At 63.1% G+C, this 19830-nt stretch carries 16 protein-coding genes; all 16 read right to left on the bottom strand.

Features of this window, described 5'->3' with window-relative positions; translation table 11 throughout:
- Positions 1-6: 6 nt before the first annotated feature.
- The 16 genes from murD to CUV01_RS12520 all read right to left on the bottom strand — a co-directional run bounded on the left by murD (position 7) and on the right by CUV01_RS12520 (position 19762).
- Positions 7-1410, bottom strand: a complete 1404-nt coding sequence (gene murD / locus CUV01_RS12595) for a UDP-N-acetylmuramoyl-L-alanine--D-glutamate ligase (protein WP_101460786.1) — start codon at positions 1408-1410, stop codon at positions 7-9.
- 96 nt (positions 1411-1506) lie between these two features.
- Positions 1507-1860 (bottom strand): VOC family protein, encoded by a 354-nt coding sequence (locus CUV01_RS12590; RefSeq protein WP_101460785.1) that lies wholly within the window; start codon positions 1858-1860, stop codon positions 1507-1509.
- A gap of 4 nt (positions 1861-1864) precedes the next feature.
- Entirely contained in the window at positions 1865-2947 is a 1083-nt protein-coding gene (mraY, locus tag CUV01_RS12585; RefSeq protein WP_101460784.1) for a phospho-N-acetylmuramoyl-pentapeptide-transferase, read from the bottom strand.
- Complete coding sequence (locus CUV01_RS12580) at positions 2947-4332, bottom strand: UDP-N-acetylmuramoyl-tripeptide--D-alanyl-D-alanine ligase (protein ID WP_101460783.1); 1386 nt, start codon at positions 4330-4332, stop codon at positions 2947-2949. Before CUV01_RS12580 ends, mraY begins: the two co-directional genes overlap by 1 nt.
- Positions 4329-5813, bottom strand: a complete 1485-nt coding sequence (locus CUV01_RS12575; protein ID WP_101462067.1) for a UDP-N-acetylmuramoyl-L-alanyl-D-glutamate--2,6-diaminopimelate ligase — start codon at positions 5811-5813, stop codon at positions 4329-4331. Before CUV01_RS12575 ends, CUV01_RS12580 begins: the two co-directional genes overlap by 4 nt.
- 12 nt (positions 5814-5825) lie before the next feature.
- Positions 5826-7655 carry a peptidoglycan D,D-transpeptidase FtsI family protein gene (locus CUV01_RS12570; protein WP_101460782.1) on the bottom strand — a complete coding sequence of 610 codons (1830 nt, stop codon included), beginning with the start codon at positions 7653-7655 and terminating at the stop codon, positions 5826-5828.
- Entirely contained in the window at positions 7652-8038 is a 387-nt protein-coding gene (gene ftsL, locus CUV01_RS12565) for a cell division protein FtsL (protein ID WP_198731816.1), read from the bottom strand. The genes CUV01_RS12570 and ftsL overlap by 4 nt, the downstream gene beginning before the upstream one ends.
- Positions 8038-9006 carry a 16S rRNA (cytosine(1402)-N(4))-methyltransferase RsmH gene (rsmH, locus tag CUV01_RS12560; RefSeq protein ID WP_101460781.1) on the bottom strand — a complete coding sequence of 323 codons (969 nt, stop codon included), beginning with the start codon at positions 9004-9006 and terminating at the stop codon, positions 8038-8040. The genes ftsL and rsmH overlap by 1 nt, the downstream gene beginning before the upstream one ends.
- A gap of 4 nt (positions 9007-9010) precedes the next feature.
- Positions 9011-9523, bottom strand: a complete 513-nt coding sequence (mraZ, locus tag CUV01_RS12555) for a division/cell wall cluster transcriptional repressor MraZ (protein WP_101460780.1) — start codon at positions 9521-9523, stop codon at positions 9011-9013.
- Between the two features lie 645 nt (positions 9524-10168).
- A complete protein-coding gene (locus CUV01_RS12550; protein WP_101460779.1) occupies positions 10169-11479 on the bottom strand; it encodes an NAD(P)/FAD-dependent oxidoreductase in 1311 nt (436 codons plus the stop codon).
- Positions 11457-12668: a hypothetical protein gene (locus CUV01_RS12545; RefSeq protein ID WP_101460778.1), complete on the bottom strand. Its 1212-nt coding sequence runs from the start codon at positions 12666-12668 to the stop codon at positions 11457-11459. The genes CUV01_RS12550 and CUV01_RS12545 overlap by 23 nt, the downstream gene beginning before the upstream one ends.
- Positions 12665-14026 carry a glutamine synthetase family protein gene (locus CUV01_RS12540; protein WP_101460777.1) on the bottom strand — a complete coding sequence of 454 codons (1362 nt, stop codon included), beginning with the start codon at positions 14024-14026 and terminating at the stop codon, positions 12665-12667. Before CUV01_RS12540 ends, CUV01_RS12545 begins: the two co-directional genes overlap by 4 nt.
- Positions 14023-14631, bottom strand: a complete 609-nt coding sequence (locus tag CUV01_RS12535) for an FMN-binding negative transcriptional regulator (protein WP_101460776.1) — start codon at positions 14629-14631, stop codon at positions 14023-14025. The genes CUV01_RS12540 and CUV01_RS12535 overlap by 4 nt, the downstream gene beginning before the upstream one ends.
- A complete protein-coding gene (locus CUV01_RS12530; protein WP_101460775.1) occupies positions 14631-15329 on the bottom strand; it encodes a type 1 glutamine amidotransferase in 699 nt (232 codons plus the stop codon). Before CUV01_RS12530 ends, CUV01_RS12535 begins: the two co-directional genes overlap by 1 nt.
- Positions 15330-15566: 237 nt before the next feature.
- Entirely contained in the window at positions 15567-16100 is a 534-nt protein-coding gene (locus CUV01_RS12525; protein WP_157994852.1) for an ImmA/IrrE family metallo-endopeptidase, read from the bottom strand.
- A gap of 17 nt (positions 16101-16117) precedes the next feature.
- Positions 16118-19762, bottom strand: coding sequence for a vitamin B12-dependent ribonucleotide reductase (locus tag CUV01_RS12520; RefSeq protein ID WP_101460773.1), 3645 nt, complete (start codon positions 19760-19762; stop codon positions 16118-16120).
- Positions 19763-19830 lie beyond the last annotated feature (68 nt).

Below are 19830 nucleotides of genomic sequence, written 5' to 3'. Positions count from 1 at the left end.
CGCGGCCTATCCCCGTGCCAGCTCTTCGACCAGCGCCACGAAATGCTCGCCGCGTTTTTCGAAATTCGGATATTGATCGAAACTGGCCGCAGCCGGGGCCAGCAGAACGGTGTCGCCCGGCTCGGCCTCGGCGCTGGCGCGCGCGACGGCGGCCTCCATGGTTTCGACGACCTCATGCGGCGTCTGACCGATCTCCAGCGCGAAATCGCGGGCAGAATGGCCGATCAGATAGGCCTTGGTCACGCGCCCCAAATGCGGCTGCAGCGCCGTGATCCCACCCTCCTTGCCCAACCCTCCGACGATCCAGCGGATCCGGTCAAATGCTTGCAGCGCCTTGGCGGCCGCGTCGATATTGGTGGCCTTGCTGTCATTGACGTAACGCACGCCGCCCAATTCGGCGACCGTCTGGCTGCGATGCGGCAAGCCGGCAAAGCTGTGAAACGCCGCCTCGATCTCGCGCGGGGCCAGCCCGACGGCGCGGCAGGCCGCATAGGCGGCACAAGCATTCTGATGATTATGCGCGCCGGGCAGTCCAGTGATCTCGCGCAGATCAAGCGAGGCCACCTGCCGCCCCTTGCGATATTCCGAGAGAAAGCCCTTACGCGCAAAGACCGACCAGCCGGGGCCGTCCAGCTTGCTGTCAGACGACACACGGATCACGCGATCATCAGCCGGCGCCATAGAGAGCTGATTGGCCAGATAAAGGCCCTCGACCTCGTCCACCCCGACCACGGCACGATCCGGTCCACCTTCGGCAAACAGCCGGCGCTTGGCGGCGAAATAACCGCCCAGCCCGCCGTGACGGTCAAGATGATCGGGCGAAAGATTGGTGAAAACGGCAACATCGGGCGTCAGCGCACGCGCCAGTTCGGTCTGATAGCTGGACAATTCCAGCACCACGACCTCGCCGTCGATGGCGGGTTCCAGCGACAGGACGCCGGTGCCGATATTGCCGCCCATCTGCGCGGGCCGGCCGACCTGGGTCAGCACATGGTGGATCAGCGCCGTCGTCGTGGATTTTCCGTTCGATCCGGTCACCGCAATGACGCGCGGGGTGCGGTCGAAATGGTTCCAGTCTTCGGTGGCAAAGCTGCGAAAGAACAGGCCAATATCATTGTCGATCGGCACACCCAGCCGCAGCGCCATCTCGATCACCGGATGCGGTTTGGGGTAAAGATGCGGGATGCCGGGGCTGGTGATCAGGGTGCTGACACCGACCCAGGCGGCATCTCTGGTCAGATCGACGATCTCCAGCCCCTCGGCCTCGGCGGCCTGCCGCGTATCGACGCCGTCATCCCATGCGCTGACTTTGGCACCGCCCGCAGCAAGCGCGGCAGCGGTGGCCTTGCCCGAGCGACCAAGGCCAAGCACGGCAATGGTCTGGTTTTCGACGTCTTGGACGGGGATCATGTCATGCCCTTTTTAAACTGTCGGACCGGGGGCTGTCTGCCCCACCGACGCCCGAGGATATTTGCCGCCCAATGCAGTCGCAAGGCGCGTTGCAGATCAGGGTCCGATGCAGCGGATCAGGCTGCCATCAAGATCTATGACCGCAAACATGCGCAGATCGTCGGTGATCCGCTGCAAGCCGGTCAGGCGGGGAATACCGTCGGAAGGCAGGCCAATCGCGGCATAGTCTTGCAGCAGCGCGTTCAGATCATCGGTGCGGAAACAGGCACTGAACCAGCTTGTGGCGGGGTCAAGTTCTGGGTGTGGGAAAAACTCGATGATTGTCTGGTCACGATTGAGGATCATCCAGCCTTCGTCACGGAAGGATCTGGTGAAACCAAGACGTCCATAAAACGCCTCGGTCGCGGTGAAATCGCGGCTTGGCAGGTTGGCCGTGACGGTCAGTGCCATTGCCTCACCTCAACTTCAGCGTTGCCAGACCAATCAGCGCAAGGATCAGCGCGATGATCCAGAAGCGGATGACGATCTGTGCCTCGCCCCAGCCCTTTTTCTCGAAATGGTGGTGGATCGGTGCCATCAGAAAGACGCGTTTGCCCGTGCGCTTGAAATAGATGACCTGGATGATCACCGACAGGGCTTCGACCACGAACAGCCCGCCCACGATGGCCAGAACGATCTCGTGCTTGGTGGCGACGGCGATGGCGCCCAATGCGCCGCCCAGGGCCAGCGATCCGGTATCGCCCATGAAGACGGCGGCGGGGGGCGCGTTGTACCACAAAAAGCCAAGCCCGCCTCCGATCAGCGCCGAGACAAAGATCAGGATCTCGCCCGTACCGGGGACGTGATGCACGCCCAGATAGTCGGTAAAGTCGACCCGGCCCACCGTATAGGCGATGATCCCCAGCGTCCCGGCTGCGATCATCACAGGCATGATCGCCAGCCCGTCCAACCCGTCGGTCAGGTTTACCGCATTTGCCGCGCCGACAATCACGATCATGGCGAAGGGCACGAAGAACCAGCCCAGATTGACCAGCACATCCTTGAACACCGGCAGCGCCAGCATGCCGGTCAGCCCATCGGGCTGCAGCCACATGGTCCAGACCCCGGCAATAAAGGCCAGCAACAGGCCCAGCGCCATCCGCACCTTGCCCGAGACACCCTTGGTGTTCATCTTGCTGACCTTGGAATAGTCATCGGCAAAACCGATCGCGGCATAACCGGCTGTCACGGTCAGAACCATCCAGACATAACCATTGTCCAGCCGCGCCCAGAGCAGGGTCGAGGTGAACAGCGCCGACAGGATCAGCAAGCCGCCCATGGTCGGCGTGCCCGCCTTGACGAAATGCGTCTCGGGGCCGTCATCGCGAATGGGCTGGCCCTTTTTCTGCGACTTGCGCAGATAGTTGATCAGCGGACGCCCAAACATGAAGCCAAAGATCAGAGCGGTGAAAAACGCCGCCCCTGCGCGGAAAGTGATGTATCGGAACAGGTTGAAGAGGTCGCCCCCTTCGGACAAGCTGCTCAGCCAATACAACATTACTCTTCCCCTCGTTCAGGCGTGGGCGTTTGCCCGGATTTACGCAGCGCGTCAACCACCGAGGCCACCCGCGAGAATTTCGACCCCTTGACGAAAACGATGTCGCCATCGCGCGCCAACTCGCCCGCGCGGGCGCAAAGCGTGTCGGCGGTTTCCGCCCAAATGCCCTGTTTATTTGCGGGCAAAGCATCGAACATGTGACGCATTCGCGGGCCGCAGGCATGGACCAGCGCCACATCCTGCATCACCGGCCAGTCTGCGATCTGTCGGTGCAACTGGATCTCATCGGGGCCCAGTTCCAGCATATCGCCCAGAATGACCACGCGGCGGCCGGGGCCCAGGCGCTCCATCGTCGCTAGTCCGGCAGCAAGGCTGGTCGGGTTAGCGTTATAGCTGTCATCCAGCAAGGTAATGCCGCCGACATGCTCGACCGCGCCGCGCCCCTGATAGGGCCGCCAGCGCCCCAACCCCCTGGCCGAGGCTTTCAGATCCGCGCCCAGCTTTTGCAGCGCAGCCAGCACGCCCACCGCGTTCATGGCGAAATGTTCGCCGGCGCTGGCCAGATCGGCCTGAACCGTATCGCCCAGAATACGGGCGGTCAGATGGGTGCCGTCGCCATCCACGCTGACCTTCAGCGGTCGTGCCGCGCCTGCCTCACCAAAGCCCAGAACAATCGCGCCGACCTGATCCGCGCCCTCGCGCAGGATCGGCGTGACGTCCAGATCCTCGGGCAGGATGGCCGCGCCCATGGGTTCCAGCCCAGCAAAGATCGCCGCCTTTTCGCGGGCAATGCCGGCCACGTCGTCGAATGCCTCAAGATGCACGGCGGCCACGGTGGTGATCATGGCAACATGCGGGCGGGCCATGCGGGCCAGCGGCTCGATCTCGCCGGGATGGTTCATGCCGATTTCCAGCACCGCATAATCGGTATGCGCGGGCATCCGCGCCAGCGTCAGCGGCACGCCCCAATGGTTGTTCAGGCTGGCTTCGGCCGCGTGAACACGGCCCTGCGCCGAGAGGGCGGCGACGGCCATATCCTTGGTCGAGGTCTTGCCGACCGATCCGGTGATCGCCAGCACACGCCCGGTGACACGTGCGCGCCCTGCACGGCCCAAAGCCTCCAGTCCCGACAGCACATCATCGACGATCAGCAGCGGGGCCGAGGGCGACACCCCCTCGGGAATGCGGCTGACCAGTGCGGCAGCGGCGCCTTTTTCCAGTGCCTGCGCCACAAAGTCATGCCCGTCCCGCGCGGCTTGCAAGGCCACGAACAAGTCCCCCGGCTGGATCGTGCGGGTATCGATGCTGACACCCCTGGCCACCCAGTCACCCTGTGCGCGGCCTCGGGTTGCTGCGGCGGCATCGGCGGCGGTCCACAGGCTCATATCTTGCCATCCAATGCAGCCACAGCGACCGATGCCTGCTCGGCATCATCAAAGGGATAAACGTCCTGACCGACGATCTGACCGGATTCGTGGCCCTTGCCCGCGATCAGCAGCGCGTCGCCCGGTTGCAGCGCATCGACGCCGCGCAGGATCGCCTCGGCCCGGTCGCCAACCTCGGTCGCGTCGGGGCCCGCGCCCGCCATCACAGCCGCCCGGATCAGCGCGGGATCTTCGGTGCGCGGGTTGTCGTCGGTGACAATGACCACATCGGCATATTGCCGCGCGGCCTCGCCCATCAGGGGGCGCTTGCCGGTATCGCGGTCGCCGCCCGCACCGATCACCACGATGATGCGGCCCATGACATGCGGGCGCAGCGATTGCAGCGCCGCGATGACCGCGCCGGGTTTATGCGCGTAATCGACAAACACGGTCGCGCCATTGTCACGCCGTGCCGCCAGTTCCATCCGGCCGCGCACGGTGGTCAGACCCGGCAGCGTGTGGATCACATCTTCGGCCGTGCTGCCTGCGGCCATGACCAGCCCCATCGCCAGCAGCACGTTTTCCGCCTGAAAGCCGCCGATCAGCGGCAGGCGAACCAGATAGGGCTTGCCCGCCACCGAAAAGCGCAGGTCCTGACCAGTCGCATCATAGCGCTGATCGAGGATGCGCAGATCAGCGCCCTCGTCCCGCCCGACGGCGGTCAGCGCAAGGCCACGGTCACGCGCGACGCCGGCCATCTGCTGTCCGCGCGGGCTGTCGGTATTAATGACAGCCGCTGCGCCCTCTTCCAGAATATGGTTGAAGAGCAGGGCCTTGGCGGCGAAGTAATCATCGAAATTCTTGTGATAATCCAGATGATCCTGGCTGAAATTGGTAAAGCCACCCGCCGCCACGCGCACGCCGTCCAGCCGGCGCTGATCCAGCCCGTGGCTGGATGCCTCCATCGCGGCATGGGTGACGCCCGCCGCTGCGGCCTCGGCCAACACGCGATGCAAGGTCAGGGGATCGGGCGTCGTATGGGCCAGCTTGGCCTGATAATCGCCCTCGACCCCCATCGTGCCCAGTGAGATCGCGCTCAAACCCAGTGCCTGCCAGATCTGGCGTGTGAAATTCGCGACCGAGGTCTTGCCCGAGGTGCCGGTGACCGCGACCAGATGGTCGGGCTGGCTCTCGAACCACAGCGCGGCGGCGCCGGCCAGTGCCGCGCGCGGATCTTCGGCGATCACCAGGGCGCCGTCCCAATCCTTCAGCAGATCGGCGGCGATCTTGGCACCCTCACGATCAGTCAGGACGGCAGCGGCATCCATGCGCAGGGCATATTGGATAAAGTCGCCGCCATGGCGTTCCGATCCCGGCAGCGCCGCAAACAGATAGCCGGGTTTCAAATCCCGGCTGTCCAGTGCAATTCCGGCAATGTGCGGGTCGCGCCCATCCCGTGCCCTCAGCCCCAGATCAGAGAGCTTCTTTCCGTCAGTCACGATCCCTGCCACCCGTCAGTTATTTGCGACGAGCTTTACAGCAGCGGGTGCGCCGGGTTCAACACGCGGTTCGAACCGTGCCGCAATGTTCGGCAGCTTTTCGTCGGTGATCGGGCTGAGGCCAACCAGCGGGGCAAGCCTGCGTATCACCTCGGCGGCAACCGGTGCGGCTGTCGCGCCTGCGGTGCGGCTTTCACCGCCGCCCTTGCGGATAGAGGGCTCGTCCAGCGTGACGATCAGCACATATTCCGGATCAGAGGCCGGGAAGACCGAGGCGAATGTCGAGACCACCTTGCTGTCGTAATAACCGCCGCCGGGGCGTGGCTTGTCAGCGGTGCCGGTCTTGCCTGCAACCTCATATCCCTCCACCTCGGCCTGCCGCGCGGTGCCGCGGGTCACGACCTGACGCAGCAGCGAAACGGCCAGATCGGCGGATTGCGACGACATCAGCCGTTCGCCCTCGGGACGGGTCCGACGATGGACCAGCGTCGGCGTCACGCGGCGGCCGTCATTGGCGATGGTGGCATAAGCAGCCGCCAGATGCAGCGGGCTGGCCGCGAGGCCGTGACCGAACGAAACCGTAGCCGAGGTCACTGCAGGCCAGCGTTTCGGCACCAGCGGCTTGCCGGTGGGCGCCTCGACCATCTCGATGGGCGTGGGCGCGAAAAAGCCCAGTTCTTCCAGGAACGCCTTCTGCCGGTCAGCACCCAGCATCTGCGCGATCCGCACGGTGGCGACGTTCGACGACTTCACGATCACATCGGTGACCGACAGGCTCTTGCCGTAGTTATGAAAGTCGCGGATGCGATACTTGCCGATCTGCATCGGCGTGCTGGAATTGATCTGCGTATTGGGATTGATCAGCCCCAGATCCATCGCCTGCACGACCGGAAAGATCTTGAAGGTCGAACCCAGCTCGTATTGCCCCTGCACCGCACGATTGAACAGCGGGCTATCGGACGGATCGCCCTTGAGCAGCGGGCGGGGCCGGTCGTTGGGGTCGAAATCAGGCAGGCTGGCCATGGCGACGATCTCGCCGGTCTTGACCTCCATCAGGATGCCGGCGGCACCCTTGGCGTTCATCACCTTCATGCCCGAATGCAGCACTTCCTCCATCGCGGATTGCACCGTCAGGTCGATGGACAGCGACAGCGGGGCGCCCTCGTGGGTCGGGTCGCGCAGCCAGCCGTCAAAGGCCTTTTCCACGCCTGCAACGCCCAGCACTTCGGCGCTGCTGACGCCCTCTTCGCCAAATGCCGCGCCGCCCAGGATATGGCTGGCGATATGGCCGTTGGGATAAAGCCGCATTTCGCGCGGCCCGAACAGCAGACCCGGCTCGCCGATATCGTGGACGGCCTGCATCTGCTCGGGGCTGATCTTTTTGCGGATCCACAGGAATTTGCGGTTGCCGGTCAGATCGGCCCGCAACCGGTCAGGATCGAGATCAGGAAAGATCTTCATCAGGCCCGAAATCGCGCGCTCACGGTCGATCAGCTGATGCGGGTGCGCATAAAGCGAATAGGTCAGCAGATTGGTTGCCAGCACGCGGCCACTGCGGTCGGTGATATCGGCGCGCTGCGAGATGATGCGCGCGGTCGAGACCTGACCCTGCGGCTCGGTCGGCTCGCTGGCGGCCAGCGAACCCATGCGCATCCCGACGGTCCCAAAGGCAAGGACAAAGGCCGCAGCCATGACGATCAGCCGCCCCTCGGCGCGGCGGCGGGCCTTGTCCTGAATTTCGGCGTGCCGGCGGGCGCGGTTCTCGGCCTCGATGGCATCGGGGTTTTCGCCGGTTTCGCGCGCGCGCAGGATGCGGGCCAGAGGGCGCAGCGGGGTGCGGATCATTGTTGTACCTCGCTTGAGGCCGGGACCAGCAGTCCTGCGGCACGATCGGTAATGAATTGCGGACGCGCAGCCGGGCGCATCGGGGGCACAGGCGGCGGCGCCGGGTAATCAATCTGCGCCAGGCTGAGGAATTGCCCGGATTCGATCGGGACCAGCCGCAGGCGTTCAAAGTTCAGATCAACCAGTTCACGCAGCCGCGTCGGGCGGTTGAGATAGGCCCATTCGGCGCGCAGGACGCCCAGATCCTCGCGCAACTGACCGATCTGGCCCTGCACCTGACGCATCTCATCCAGTGCCGCCTGTGTGCGGTAATTCTCGCGGTAGGCCCAGAAGGCCAGACCCATGACTGTCAGGACGCAGGATAGAACGATGATAGAGCGCATCAGGCGCCTCCCATGGCAGGCAGTCTTGGCAGGCCAAGGCCGGTTTCATCCGCAGGCCCGGCTGGCGCTTCGGTGCGGATCGCCACGCGAAGCAGGGCCGAGCGGGCGCGCGGGTTGACGTCCAACTCGCCCGGATCGGCGCCGATGGCCTTGCGGAATGGCAGGGTAAAGGTGGCGGGCGTGGTTTCAGCCTGCGGGGCATAGCGGCTGCCCCCGCCTGCGGCATTCGCACGCGCCTGCATGAACCGTTTCACGACCCGGTCCTCAAGCGAATGAAAGCTGACCACGGCCAGTTTGCCGCCCGCGCGCAGGGCCCGTTCGGCGGCCTGCAACCCGGCGATCAACTGGCCGAATTCATCGTTCACCCAGATGCGAATCGCCTGGAAACTGCGGGTGGCGGGGTGGCTCTGGCCCGGCTTGGCGCGCGGCAGACAGCCTGCGACGATGTCCGCCAACTGAGCCGTGCGGCTAAGCGGGCGGGCCGCGACGATGGCACGCGCGATACGACGCGCGGCGCGCTCTTCGCCGTAATGATAAAGCACATCCGCGATCTGGCCTTCCTCTGCGGTATTCAGCAGATCGGCGGCGGACGGCCCGTCATCGCCCATGCGCATGTCCAGTGGACCGTCGCGCAGGAAGGAAAAGCCGCGCTCGGCCTGATCCAGTTGCATCGAGCTGACGCCCAGATCCAGCACAACGCCGTCAACGGGTTCGCCCGCCAGTTCGTCCAGTTCGGAAAATGTGCCCTGAACCAGCCGCAGCCGGTCGCCGTAATCGTTGGCCCAATCCTCGGCCATGCGAAACACCGATGGATCGCGATCAATGCCGATGACCTGATCTGCGCCCGCTTCCAGAAATCCGCGCGCATAGCCGCCCGCGCCAAAGGTTCCGTCCACCCAGGTGCCTGAAACGGGTTCGACCGCCCTGAGCAGCGGTCGAAGAAGAACGGGTATATGCGGGTCGGTCATCTGATCAACCCCCCGCCTCTTCCATGGGCTCGGGGTCCAGCAGCGACAGCGGATCCGCACCGGGTTCGAAATCGGGGATCAACGCCTCAAGCTGCTCTTCCTCTTCGTCGTAGATCTCGGGCTTCCAGACCTTGAGATAATCGCCCGAGGCCATGAAATAGGCGCGGTCGTCCAGACCGATCTTTTCGCGCAGTTTCAGCGGCAGCAGCAAACGGCCATCACCATCGATCTCTGCCTCTTCGGACTGACCGTTCATCATGGTTTCCAGAACCGTACGCTCGGGGCTGCCGCGCCGCATGCGGGCGATGCCACGGTCGATTTCCTCAATGGCTTGCATGGTGAAAAGACGCAGGTGATTCTGTTTGCGCGATCCGTAGACGATCACAAGCTGGGGACGATTGCCGGGCTGCCAGTCGGGGTCGTTCTGTTCAAAGACCCGACGGAACTTGGCCGGGATCGAAACGCGCCCTTTCGCGTCGACCTTGACCTCTTCCGAACCTCTGAACGTACGCGCCACCGGGTGCCGCTCCTTACCTCACCGTCCACCTCTTTCGGACCACCCGAAAGAGAAAGGGCGGATCGAGCCGCTGCCACTGCTCGATCCGCCGCCCTCGTTCCCATTACTGGGCCCCGGTTTCCGGGGTTGGCCTTACCGTCACGCGCCACCTTGGGGGTGCTGCTCGCACATGCGGTCGGCATTTTGGAAAACGGGTTGCCTGTATGAAGTCTGCTTCGCCTTCTGGGGTCTTTTCGCCCCTTCACTGCCCGTCTTCGTGAGTTAGTTGTGACATGGGCCAGCATGGGAAGCAATGGAAATTTACGGGACTTTGCGGTTAGAGCGGCAGAATTGCGGCCTCGCCACGAAAGAACATTGCGTGAAAATTAGCCCTTATTGCGCATAAATTGCGCTGACCTTACAGAAAAACCCAACATATAGTGCAAACCGATCGTCCCGAAAAAACTGGCGCGCAATCCCAGCCATAGCCAGATTTAGCAAGTCATGCACAGAAATCACGCGTATCGCAAAGCGAATCACGACAAATCACGGGCGCTTGATTCGAGAATCGACGCAATTCCCATGTGATCCCAGTGATGGCGAGGCCAGCGGGCGTTGATCCCAGACGATCCCAGAGATGACCTCAGGATCGTTTGCCGAAATGCCCTAAAATCCCAACCTGTCCCGCAGGGCGTACCAGCTGTTGCCCGCAGCCAGCAACGGCGAGCGGAACATGCCGCCGCCGGGAAAGTTGCGCGAAGGAACGGCGGCCATGGTGTCGAATCCCGACGCCTGCCCCGCCACCGCATCGGCCATCAGCTTGCCCGCCAGCGTCGCCAGGGCGACGCCATGGCCCGAAAAGCCGCTGGACGACAGGCAATTCTGCGCGGGCCGGGTGAAACAGGGCAGCCGGTTCATGGTAATGGCCAGCGTGCCACCCCAGCCATGGGTCAGTTCGACATCGCGCAGCGCCGGATAGACCGACAGCAGATGCGGGCGCACCTTGGCCTTGATATTGCGCGGGAACTTATAGCCGCTGGTCTCGCCGCCACCAAAGATCAGCCGCTGATCATCGGACAGGCGCCAATAGTTCACCACAAATCTGCTATCGGCCACAGCGATGTTCTCGGCCAGCACCTCTTGCGCGCGATTGCCAAGCGGCTCTGTCGCGACGATGTAATTGTTGATCGGCATGACCCGGCGCGCCACCGGGGCGCTGAGATCGCCCAGATAGCCGTTGCCGGCCAACACCACATGATCGCAGATCACCCGCCCCGTGTCGCAGCGCACAATGCTTTTTTCGCCGGCGGTCTTGCCGTGCTCGATCCGGTGGACATGGGTTTGTTCATAGATGCGTGCGTCAGCCTCTTGCGCCAGCCGCGCCATGCCGATGACCAGGTTCAGCGGATGCAGATGCCCTGCCGCGCGATCCACAGCGCCACCGACATAGGCATCCGAAGGCACCAATGCGCGGAATTCGTCCTGATCCAGCGCCGCGACCTGATCATAGTTGTAATGCGTGGCTAACAGATCAGCCAGCTTGCGCGCGTGATCGACCTCATCCCTTGATCGGCAGGCATGGGCCACGCCGGCATGGACCGGCACGCCTGACTGCGCCGCCAGATCGCGGGTCAGCGCCTTTGCATCCTCGCCCAGCGCCCAAAGGCGACGTGCGGTGTCACGGCCAAGCTTGTCCTCGAGCCAGTCGACCTCTTGCCGCTGACCCGAGCCCATCTGCCCGCCATTGCGCCCCGACGCCCCGAACCCCACGCGATGCGCCTCTAGCAGGGCGACATCAAAGCCGGCCCGCGCCAGATGCAGCGCGGCGGACAAGCCGGTATAGCCGCCACCGACCACGGCGACATCGGCCCTGATCTCGCCCTTCAACTGGGGAAACGGGTCCAGCGGGTCGCGGGTCGCGGCATAGAGGCTGGGCGGATATGCGCCCTTGCTGTCATTGGCGTAAAGCAGGTTCATGTCTGGGCTGGCCTGTGAACTGGGTCCATTGCAACTGATAGGTAATAGGGGACGGCGCGTCGAGCAAGCGAACGCCGCCGGACAGATCATCGGCGTTTTCGACCAGCAGCGGGCGCACACAGTCCAGCCCCAACCGCGCATCGGCGTCGCGCAGCGTACCCTCGATCCGCGCCAGAACGGCATCAGGGGTCAGCCTACCGGACGGCGGACCGGGCAGGTCTGCCGTGTCGATCTGCTGCAATTCAGGGATATCCTCCGATGCAATATAGATCGAAGCCAAACCTTCCCAGGCGGTGATGCCCGACAGCGCCAGCAAGGTGTTGCCGTCCTGCGCATAAAGCGACGACCACATGCTGATGCCCGGCGTCGGAGCCACCACTGCGCCATCAACACAACGATCGACCAGCAAAGGCTGGTCCACCCGCGTCAGGCTGGCGCCGCGCAGCTCTGCCTGCAGATCCAGTCTGCTCAGCTCCCCCGCCAGCCATTTCATCAGCGCGGCATTGCCATCCTGCGCGAATGCAGGATCGACGGCCGCATCGACATAAAACGCAGGCAGCGACAGGCTGAGAAGATTGGGATAGGGCGCGCGCTCCAACGGCGTTTCGGGATAGGTGATGGCGTCGGGTGATGATTTGATCCGGTGCAAGGCGGCCAGATAGGCGTCGTGATCATCGAACCACTGCCGTTCATCCACCACCGGCCTGCCAGCCTGAACCAGCGCCGCGAGCGATTGCACCATCTGGGTGCCATTCGCGCAATCCGCGACGATGCAATCCCAGCTGCGCAGCAGCCGCCCGTCGCGATAGGCGCTGACAGCGGGCGCATAGGGTATCGGCCGGGCCAACACCGCCAGCGCCAGATCCCCAAAAGAGGCCTTGCCGCTATCGGCAACAAAGGCGGTCTGGCTTTGCGCGGACAGGACCGCGGGATCGGTGATGCCGATGGCGGACGGCTGGCCCGACGCAATGCTTTCGATCACGACGGTAACGCCGGTCAGATCGTCCTCAAGCTCGGACAGGAAGAAACGCGGCACCGGGTTCTCCACGCTGCCATGAGGTGCAGCCTTGTCCGCTGCGGGTGTCGCGAAAAACGGGCCTGTCAGATAGACGCCGAGGGCAACGGCACAGCCTGCCACGGCCACACCGACCAGCAACCGCCGCCAGCCGCGACCTGAACCTGCGCTCATACGTTCAGCAGCAGGTGTTCCCGTTCCCACGGACTGATCACCTGCAGGAACTCTTTGTATTCATTGCGCTTGACGGATTCGTATACGGCGACGAATTCCTCGCCCAGCACGCCACGCATCGGTGCGCTGTCGACCATCAGATCCAGCGCATCACCAAGGGTCAGGGGCAGTTCGTCTTCGGAAATATAGGCGTCGCCCAGGCATTCAGCGCGTGGGTTTTCTGCCTCTAGCAGACCCAGATAACCGCAAGCCAGCGAGGCCGCGATACCCAGATACGGATTGCAGTCCATGCCCGCCAGGCGGTTTTCGATCCGCCGCGCCTCGGGGCCGGATATGGGCACGCGCAGGCCGGTGGTGCGGTTGTCGCGGCCCCATTCCAGATTGATCGGCGCGGCGAAATCCGGAATGTAGCGGCGATAGCTGTTCACATAGGGCGCCAACAACGCCACGGCCGCAGGCAGGTGCTTTTGCATGCCGGCGATGAAATGCAGGAATTCCGGCGTCTCTCGGCCTGCCTCATCGGAAAAGATGTTCCGCCCGGTGGCGATATCGGTGACCGAGTGATGCATGTGCATGGCACTGCCCGGCTCGCCCTCGATGGGTTTGGCCATGAAGGTGGCAAAGCAGTCATGGCGCAGCGCCGCCTCGCGGATCAGGCGCTTGAAAAAGAAGATCTCATCGGCCAACGCAATGGGGTCGCCGTGGTTCAGGTTGATCTCGACCTGACCGGCGCCGCCTTCCTGCAGGATGCCGTCGATCTCGAACCCCTGCGCCTCGGCGAAGTCATAGATATCGTCGATGACCTTGCCATATTCATCGACAGCACTCATCGAATAGGCCTGCTTGGCCGCCGCGCGGCGACCGGTGCGGCCCATGGGCGGGATGATCGGCTGGTTGGGGTCGATGTTGCGCGCGACGAGAAAGAACTCCATCTCGGGTGCCACGACCGGCTTCCAGCCCTTTGCCTGATAAAGGCCCACGATGTGCTTGAGCACGTTGCGCGGCGCGATGGGCACCGGTTCGCCTTTTTGGTCAAAGACGTCATGGATGACCTGAACCGTATAATCGGCTGTCCAGGGCGCGGCGGTCGCGGTGCTGAAATCAGGGGTCAGCACCATGTCCGGCTCGGTAAAGGCGCCATGCGGGTTGTCGGCCCATTCGCCGGTGATCGTCTGCAGAAAGATCGAGTTCGGCAGATAGAATTTTTCCTGGCGCGCGAATTTCGACGCGGGCATCGCCTTGCCGCGCGCCACGCCGGCGATATCGGCGACGATACATTCCACCTCATCGAGGCGGATATCCTTGAGATAGGTCTGCGTCGCCTCGGGGCTGCGGGCGATCCAGTCGGGATGTGTCATGCCTCACCTGTCGCTGCCGCCAGCGCGGGATGAGAGGCCGACAGCCCCTGCCTGACCCCTGCCCTGTCATCGGCGGTTTTGTTTTGCCCGGCCTTCCACTTGCCGCGCAGGTCCTGAATGTCGATCTCGACGCCGACAATGCCGCGCAGCATGGCGCCGACATAGCCGTCGGGCGCGTCGGTCACCGCCCAGGGCGTCGGCTGCGCCGATTCCATCTGCCGGGTCAGCGCGTCGATCTGGTCGTGCAGCCAGTCGGCATCATTGGTCAGCGCGGGCCGACCGCGCGCCTGAACCATCAGATAATTCCAGGTCGGCACCACCTTGCCGGTCGCCTGTTTGGTCGCGTACCAACTGGGTGTGATATAGCTTTGTTCGCCCTGAAACACGACAAGCACCGGCTCACCCCGGCGCAGATCGTCCAGTTGCGGATTGGCCCGCGCCAGATGGGCCCGCAACTTGCGACCATCAGGCGACAGTTCGAACGGCACCGGGTTGGCAGCCGGGCCATCCGCGCCAACGGTGATCAACAGACCCAGAGGATAGGACTGGATCAGCGAGGCAATCGGTTCCAGCCGGTCCTCGGCAAAGGCTTCGGGGCGATACATCAGGCAGCCCCTTTCGCGATGGCGCGGGGCTGTTTGAAAAACGCCTCGATCTGTTCGGCCAGCAGCGGGCTGTCATTGGACTGACCCATCCGCGCCTTTGCAGCGTCCAGCAGTTCGGGCGGCACCTTGCCCTTGGCGCGATGGTCAATCAGGCCCTGCACGAAGGCATCGTCAAATTCCGGATGCGCCTGCACGCTATAGGCGCGATCGCTGTAGATCAGCGCGGCGTTTTCGCAAAACGCGTTGCGGCCAGCGACCTCGGCACCCTCGGGCAGGCTGACCACCTGATCCTGATGCCAGGCGTTCAGCACGATCTTTTCGCCGCCGAAATCGTAATCCTGTGCGCCCACGGCCCAGCCGTCGGGGTGCTTGATCACCTTACCGCCCAGCGCCTGCGCGATGACCTGATGGCCAAAGCAGATCCCGACCAGCGGCACCCTTGCCTCATAGGCGCGGCGGATGAAATCCTCCAGCGGCGGGATGAATTCGTGATCCTCATAGGCGCCCCAGCGCGATCCGGTGATCAGCCAGCCATCGGCATCGGTCACATGCTCGGGGAACTGCATCGCCTCGACATGCCAGTTCTGGAACTCAAACCCGCGATCGGCCAACAGCCTTGTGAACATGTCCGGGTAATCCCCCAGCGACGCTTTCAAAACGTCGGGTGACTGGCCGCATTGAAGAATGCCGATACGCATGGCTGCCCTGCTGAATTACGATGCCCTCAACCTATGCTCGCCGCCGGGGTCGCCGCAAGGGGGATGCCGCGTGGCGCGCCCCACAGAAACGGCCGCCCCCCGCCGCGCTGCCACGCGGCGGGGGGCTTTGGTGTCAGGCTGCGCCTCTTGCCGGGCGGCTGGCTGCTTCGATAGGGGCGCGGGATGTGGAGGAGTGGCCCGCGACCTTGGCCTGACAAAACTGGTGGGGCGCCTTCTTTACGCGATCCCAAATTGCTTCATCGCAATCTCTACGACTTTCTCTGATACTCCAAAGTGACGGGCCAATTTCTCAATGTTCTGACCGTAAATACCTGACGCGCCATGCAGCGCGCCGTCCCCAAAGAGCAGAACCGCCGCAAATTGATTTGCTTCTCGCTCTTCAACTAGATTTTCGTAAAAGGCTTCCGACGACCGATCCAGATACTTGTCGAACGCAAATGGATCGGATCGATTCACGTGCAGGAAGAAATGACCCATCTCGTGTAGAACCGTCCATCTTTGGCTCTGACGACTCTGCTTCTCACTGATCTCGATGCAGTATCCATTTTCCGCGAATGGGTCTGGCACCAGTCTTCCTGCTCTGCCCTTCGGCATCGAGCACAGCCGAACATCGAACCCCAGCTTGATGGCGAGGTCCTTTACGGACCGCGCCTTTCCGTCAACGTTCGGAGACAGATTGAACCTACGCATCGCATCCAAAACTTCGCCTGACACAGGCAATTTCTTGAATAGTTCGCGAATAGTTTTCATACCAGCCTCCTTACTCATCAGCTACACCCGGACGTGCCGCCGCAGGTGTTGCACTTCATGCAGGTGCCGTTGCGGACCAGCGTGTAGTTGCCGCATTCGCCGCATGGATCGCCCTCGTAACCCTGCATCTTGGCCTTGGTGCGGGCGTCGACGGTTTTCAGGGTGGACAGTTCGGCCACCTCGAAGGTCGCGGCGGCCTCGGCCATGCCGGTTGCCACGGCGGCGGTCGAGACACCGCCCTGCAGCACCATCAGTTCCTGCGGCAGACGCTTGCGCAGATAGCCGGCGCTGCTGATCTGTTTCAGCATGGTCAGCGACTTCAGCTCTGACTGGTCGGTGACCGGCGCCACGTTCGGGCGGCCCTCGCCTTCGCCGTCGCCCAGGTCGTCAAAGCTGGCGCCCTCGGGTTTGACATGGGCCAGATCGGTGCGGTCCAGATAGGACACGGCCAGTTCGCGGAAGACATAATCAAGGATCGAGGTTGCGTTCTTGATGCTGTCATTGCCCTGCACCATCCCTGCCGGCTCGAACCGGGTGAAGGTGAAGGCGTCGACGAACTCCTCCAGCGGGACACCGTATTGCAGGCCCACCGAGACGGCGATGGCAAAGTTGTTCATCATCGCCCGGAAGCCAGCGCCTTCCTTGTGCATGTCGATGAAGATCTCGCCCAGATTGCCGTCATCATATTCGCCGGTCCGCAGATAGACCTTGTGACCGCCGACAATGGCTTTCTGGGTATAACCCTTGCGCCGCTGAGGCAGTTTTTCGCGATGCGTGCGGACCATTTCCTTGACGATGATCTTTTCGACGATCTTTTCGGCAATCACGACCGCTTTTTCCTGCGCGCTGCCATTGGTCAGGATCTCTTCGGCCTCTTCGTCATCCTCGACCAGCGCGGATGCCAGCGGCTGTGACAGCTTGGAGCCGTCGCGATACAGCGCATTGGCCTTGATCCCCAGCGACCACGACAATTCGTAGGATGCCAGCGCATCGGCGATGGTGGCGTCATTGGGCATGTTGATGGTCTTGGAAATCGCGCCCGAGATGAACGACTGCGCGGCGGCCATCATGCGGATGTGGCTGTCGACGGACAGGTAACGCTTGCCCTTCTTGCCGCAGGCATTGGCGCAATCGAAGACAACGTAATGCTCTTCCTTCAGGAAAGGCGCGCCTTCCAGCGTCATGGTGCCGCAGACATGGTCATTGGCGGCCTCGACCTGCGCCTTGGTAAAGCCCAGATGGCGCAGCAGGTCAAAGCTGGGGTCGCTCAGCTTGGCCGCAGGGATGCCCAGTGTGTCCTTGCAGAAATCCTCGCCCAGCGTCCACTGGTTGAAGACAAAGCGGATGTCAAAGGCGGTGGCCAGCGCGGCCTCGACCTTTTCGATCTCGCGCGGGCCGAAACCGTGGCCAGCCAGCGCCGTGTGGTTGATGCCGGGCGCGTTGCCAAGCGAACCGTGGCCCACCGCATAGGCGATGATTTCTTCGATCTGCGCGGACCCATAGCCCAGCTTTTCCAGCGCCGCAGGCACCGACTGGTTGATGATCTTGAAGTAACCACCGCCGGCGAGTTTCTTGAATTTCACCAGCGCGAAATCGGGCTCGATGCCGGTGGTGTCGCAATCCATCACCAGACCGATCGTGCCGGTGGGCGCGATGACGGTGGATTGCGCGTTGCGGTAGCCGTGCTTTTCGCCCAGTGCCAGCGCCTCATCCCATGCCTCGCGGGCCATGGCGACCAGCCGCTTGTCGGCGCAGTTCTTGGCGTCCAGCGCGACCGGATTGACGTTGAGGCCCTCAAAGCTGTCAGCGCCATGGGCAGCCGCGCGGTGGTTGCGGATGACACGCAGCATGTGATCGGCGTTGCGCGCATAACCGGGGAAGGCACCCAATTCGCCCGCCATTTCGGCGCTGGTGGCATAGGCGACGCCGGTCATGATCGCGGTCAGCGCGCCGCAGAGCGCACGGCCCTCGTCACTGTCATAGCCCAGACCCATATTCATCAACAGGCCGCCGATATTGGCATAGCCCAGACCAAGCGTCCGGTAGTCATAGGACCGCTGCGCGATTTCCTTGGAGGGGAACTGCGCCATCAGCACGCTGATTTCCAGCGTCACGGTCCACAGCCGGGTGGCGTGAACATAGGCCTCGGCGTCGAATTCACCGTCCTTGAAGAAGGTCAGCAGGTTCATCGATGCCAGGTTGCAGGCGGTGTCGTCCAGGAACATGTATTCGCTGCACGGGTTCGACCCGCGGATCGCGCCATCTTCGGGGCAGGTGTGCCAGGCGTTGACCGTATCGTGGAACTGGATGCCGGGATCGGCGCAGGCCCATGCGGCGTGGCCCACCTGATCCCACAGCTCGCGTGCGCTGATGGTCTTGGCGACCTTGCCGTCGATGCGGCGCAGCAATTCCCACGGCTCGTCTTCGCGCACAGCCGTCAGGAAGGCGTCGGTGACGCGGACCGAGTTGTTGCTGTTCTGGCCCGAGACGGTGACGTAAGCCTCGCTGTCCCAATCGGTATCGTAGGTCGGAAACTCAATCGAATCAAATCCCTGACGCGCGTATTGCAGAATCCGGTTCACATAGGTTTCCGGGATCATCGCCTTCTTGCCGGCGCGAATCGCGGCTTTCAGCGCCTCGTTCTTGGCGGGATCTGTCGCGTCCTCGATGCTGCCATCCCATTCGCGGATCGCGGCAAAGATCTCGTTCAGTTTCTGCTCGTGGACCTTGGATCCGGCGACGAGGCTGGCGACCTTTTGTTCCTCGATGACCTTCCAGTTGATGAACTGTTCGATATCGGGGTGATCCATGTCGCAGATCACCATCTTGGCCGCGCGGCGCGTGGTGCCGCCCGATTTGATCGCGCCCGCAGCACGGTCGCCGATCTTCAGGAACCCCATCAGGCCCGACGATTTGCCGCCGCCCGACAGGCTTTCGCCCTCGGCACGCAGGCTGGAAAAGTTGGTGCCGGTGCCCGACCCGTATTTGAACAGGCGCGCCTCGCGGACCCACAGGTCCATGATGCCGCCCTCGTTCACCAGATCATCGCTGACCGACTGGATAAAGCAGGCATGCGGCTGCGGGTGCTCATAGGCGCTGTCGGATTTGACCAGTTTGCCGGTCTTGTAATCGACATAGAAATGGCCCTGCCCCGGACCGTCGATGCCGTAGGCCCAGTGCAGACCGGTGTTGAACCATTGCGGGCTGTTCGGCGCGGCCATCTGCCGGGCCAGCATGTGGCGCATCTCGTCGTAATAGGCGCTGGCATCGGCCTCATCGGTAAAATAGCCGCCCTTCCAGCCCCAATAGGCCCAGGCGCCGGCCAGACGGTCAAAGACCTGCCGGGCGCTGTTTTCGCCGATGAAACGCTGATCTTCGGGCAACGCCGAGAGCGCGTCCTGATCAGGGACCGAGCGCCACAGGAATTCCGGCACGCCCTTTTCCTTTACCCGCTTCATTGCGGCCGGCACGCCGGCCTTGCGGAAGTATTTCTGGGCAATGACGTCGCTGGCGACCTGGCTCCAGCCCTTGGGCACCTCGACATGCTCATTCTGGAACACCAGCTTCCCATCGGGATTGCGGATTTCGCTGACGGTGTTGCGGAATTCGATGTCGCCATAGGCGCCGCTGTCTTCCGTGGTAAAACGACGTTCGATCTTCATGCCTGCCCTCTTCTTGTCCCTGTTCCCGGTTCCCGGGATTGTCTCGCGTTGCGGAGTCGGCCCATCGG

The organism is Paracoccus tegillarcae (assembly GCF_002847305.1).
Lineage (GTDB): Bacteria > Pseudomonadota > Alphaproteobacteria > Rhodobacterales > Rhodobacteraceae > Paracoccus > Paracoccus tegillarcae.
Note: the sequence above shows the minus strand (reverse complement) of the source record. Positions and strands in the feature narration are given on the sequence as shown.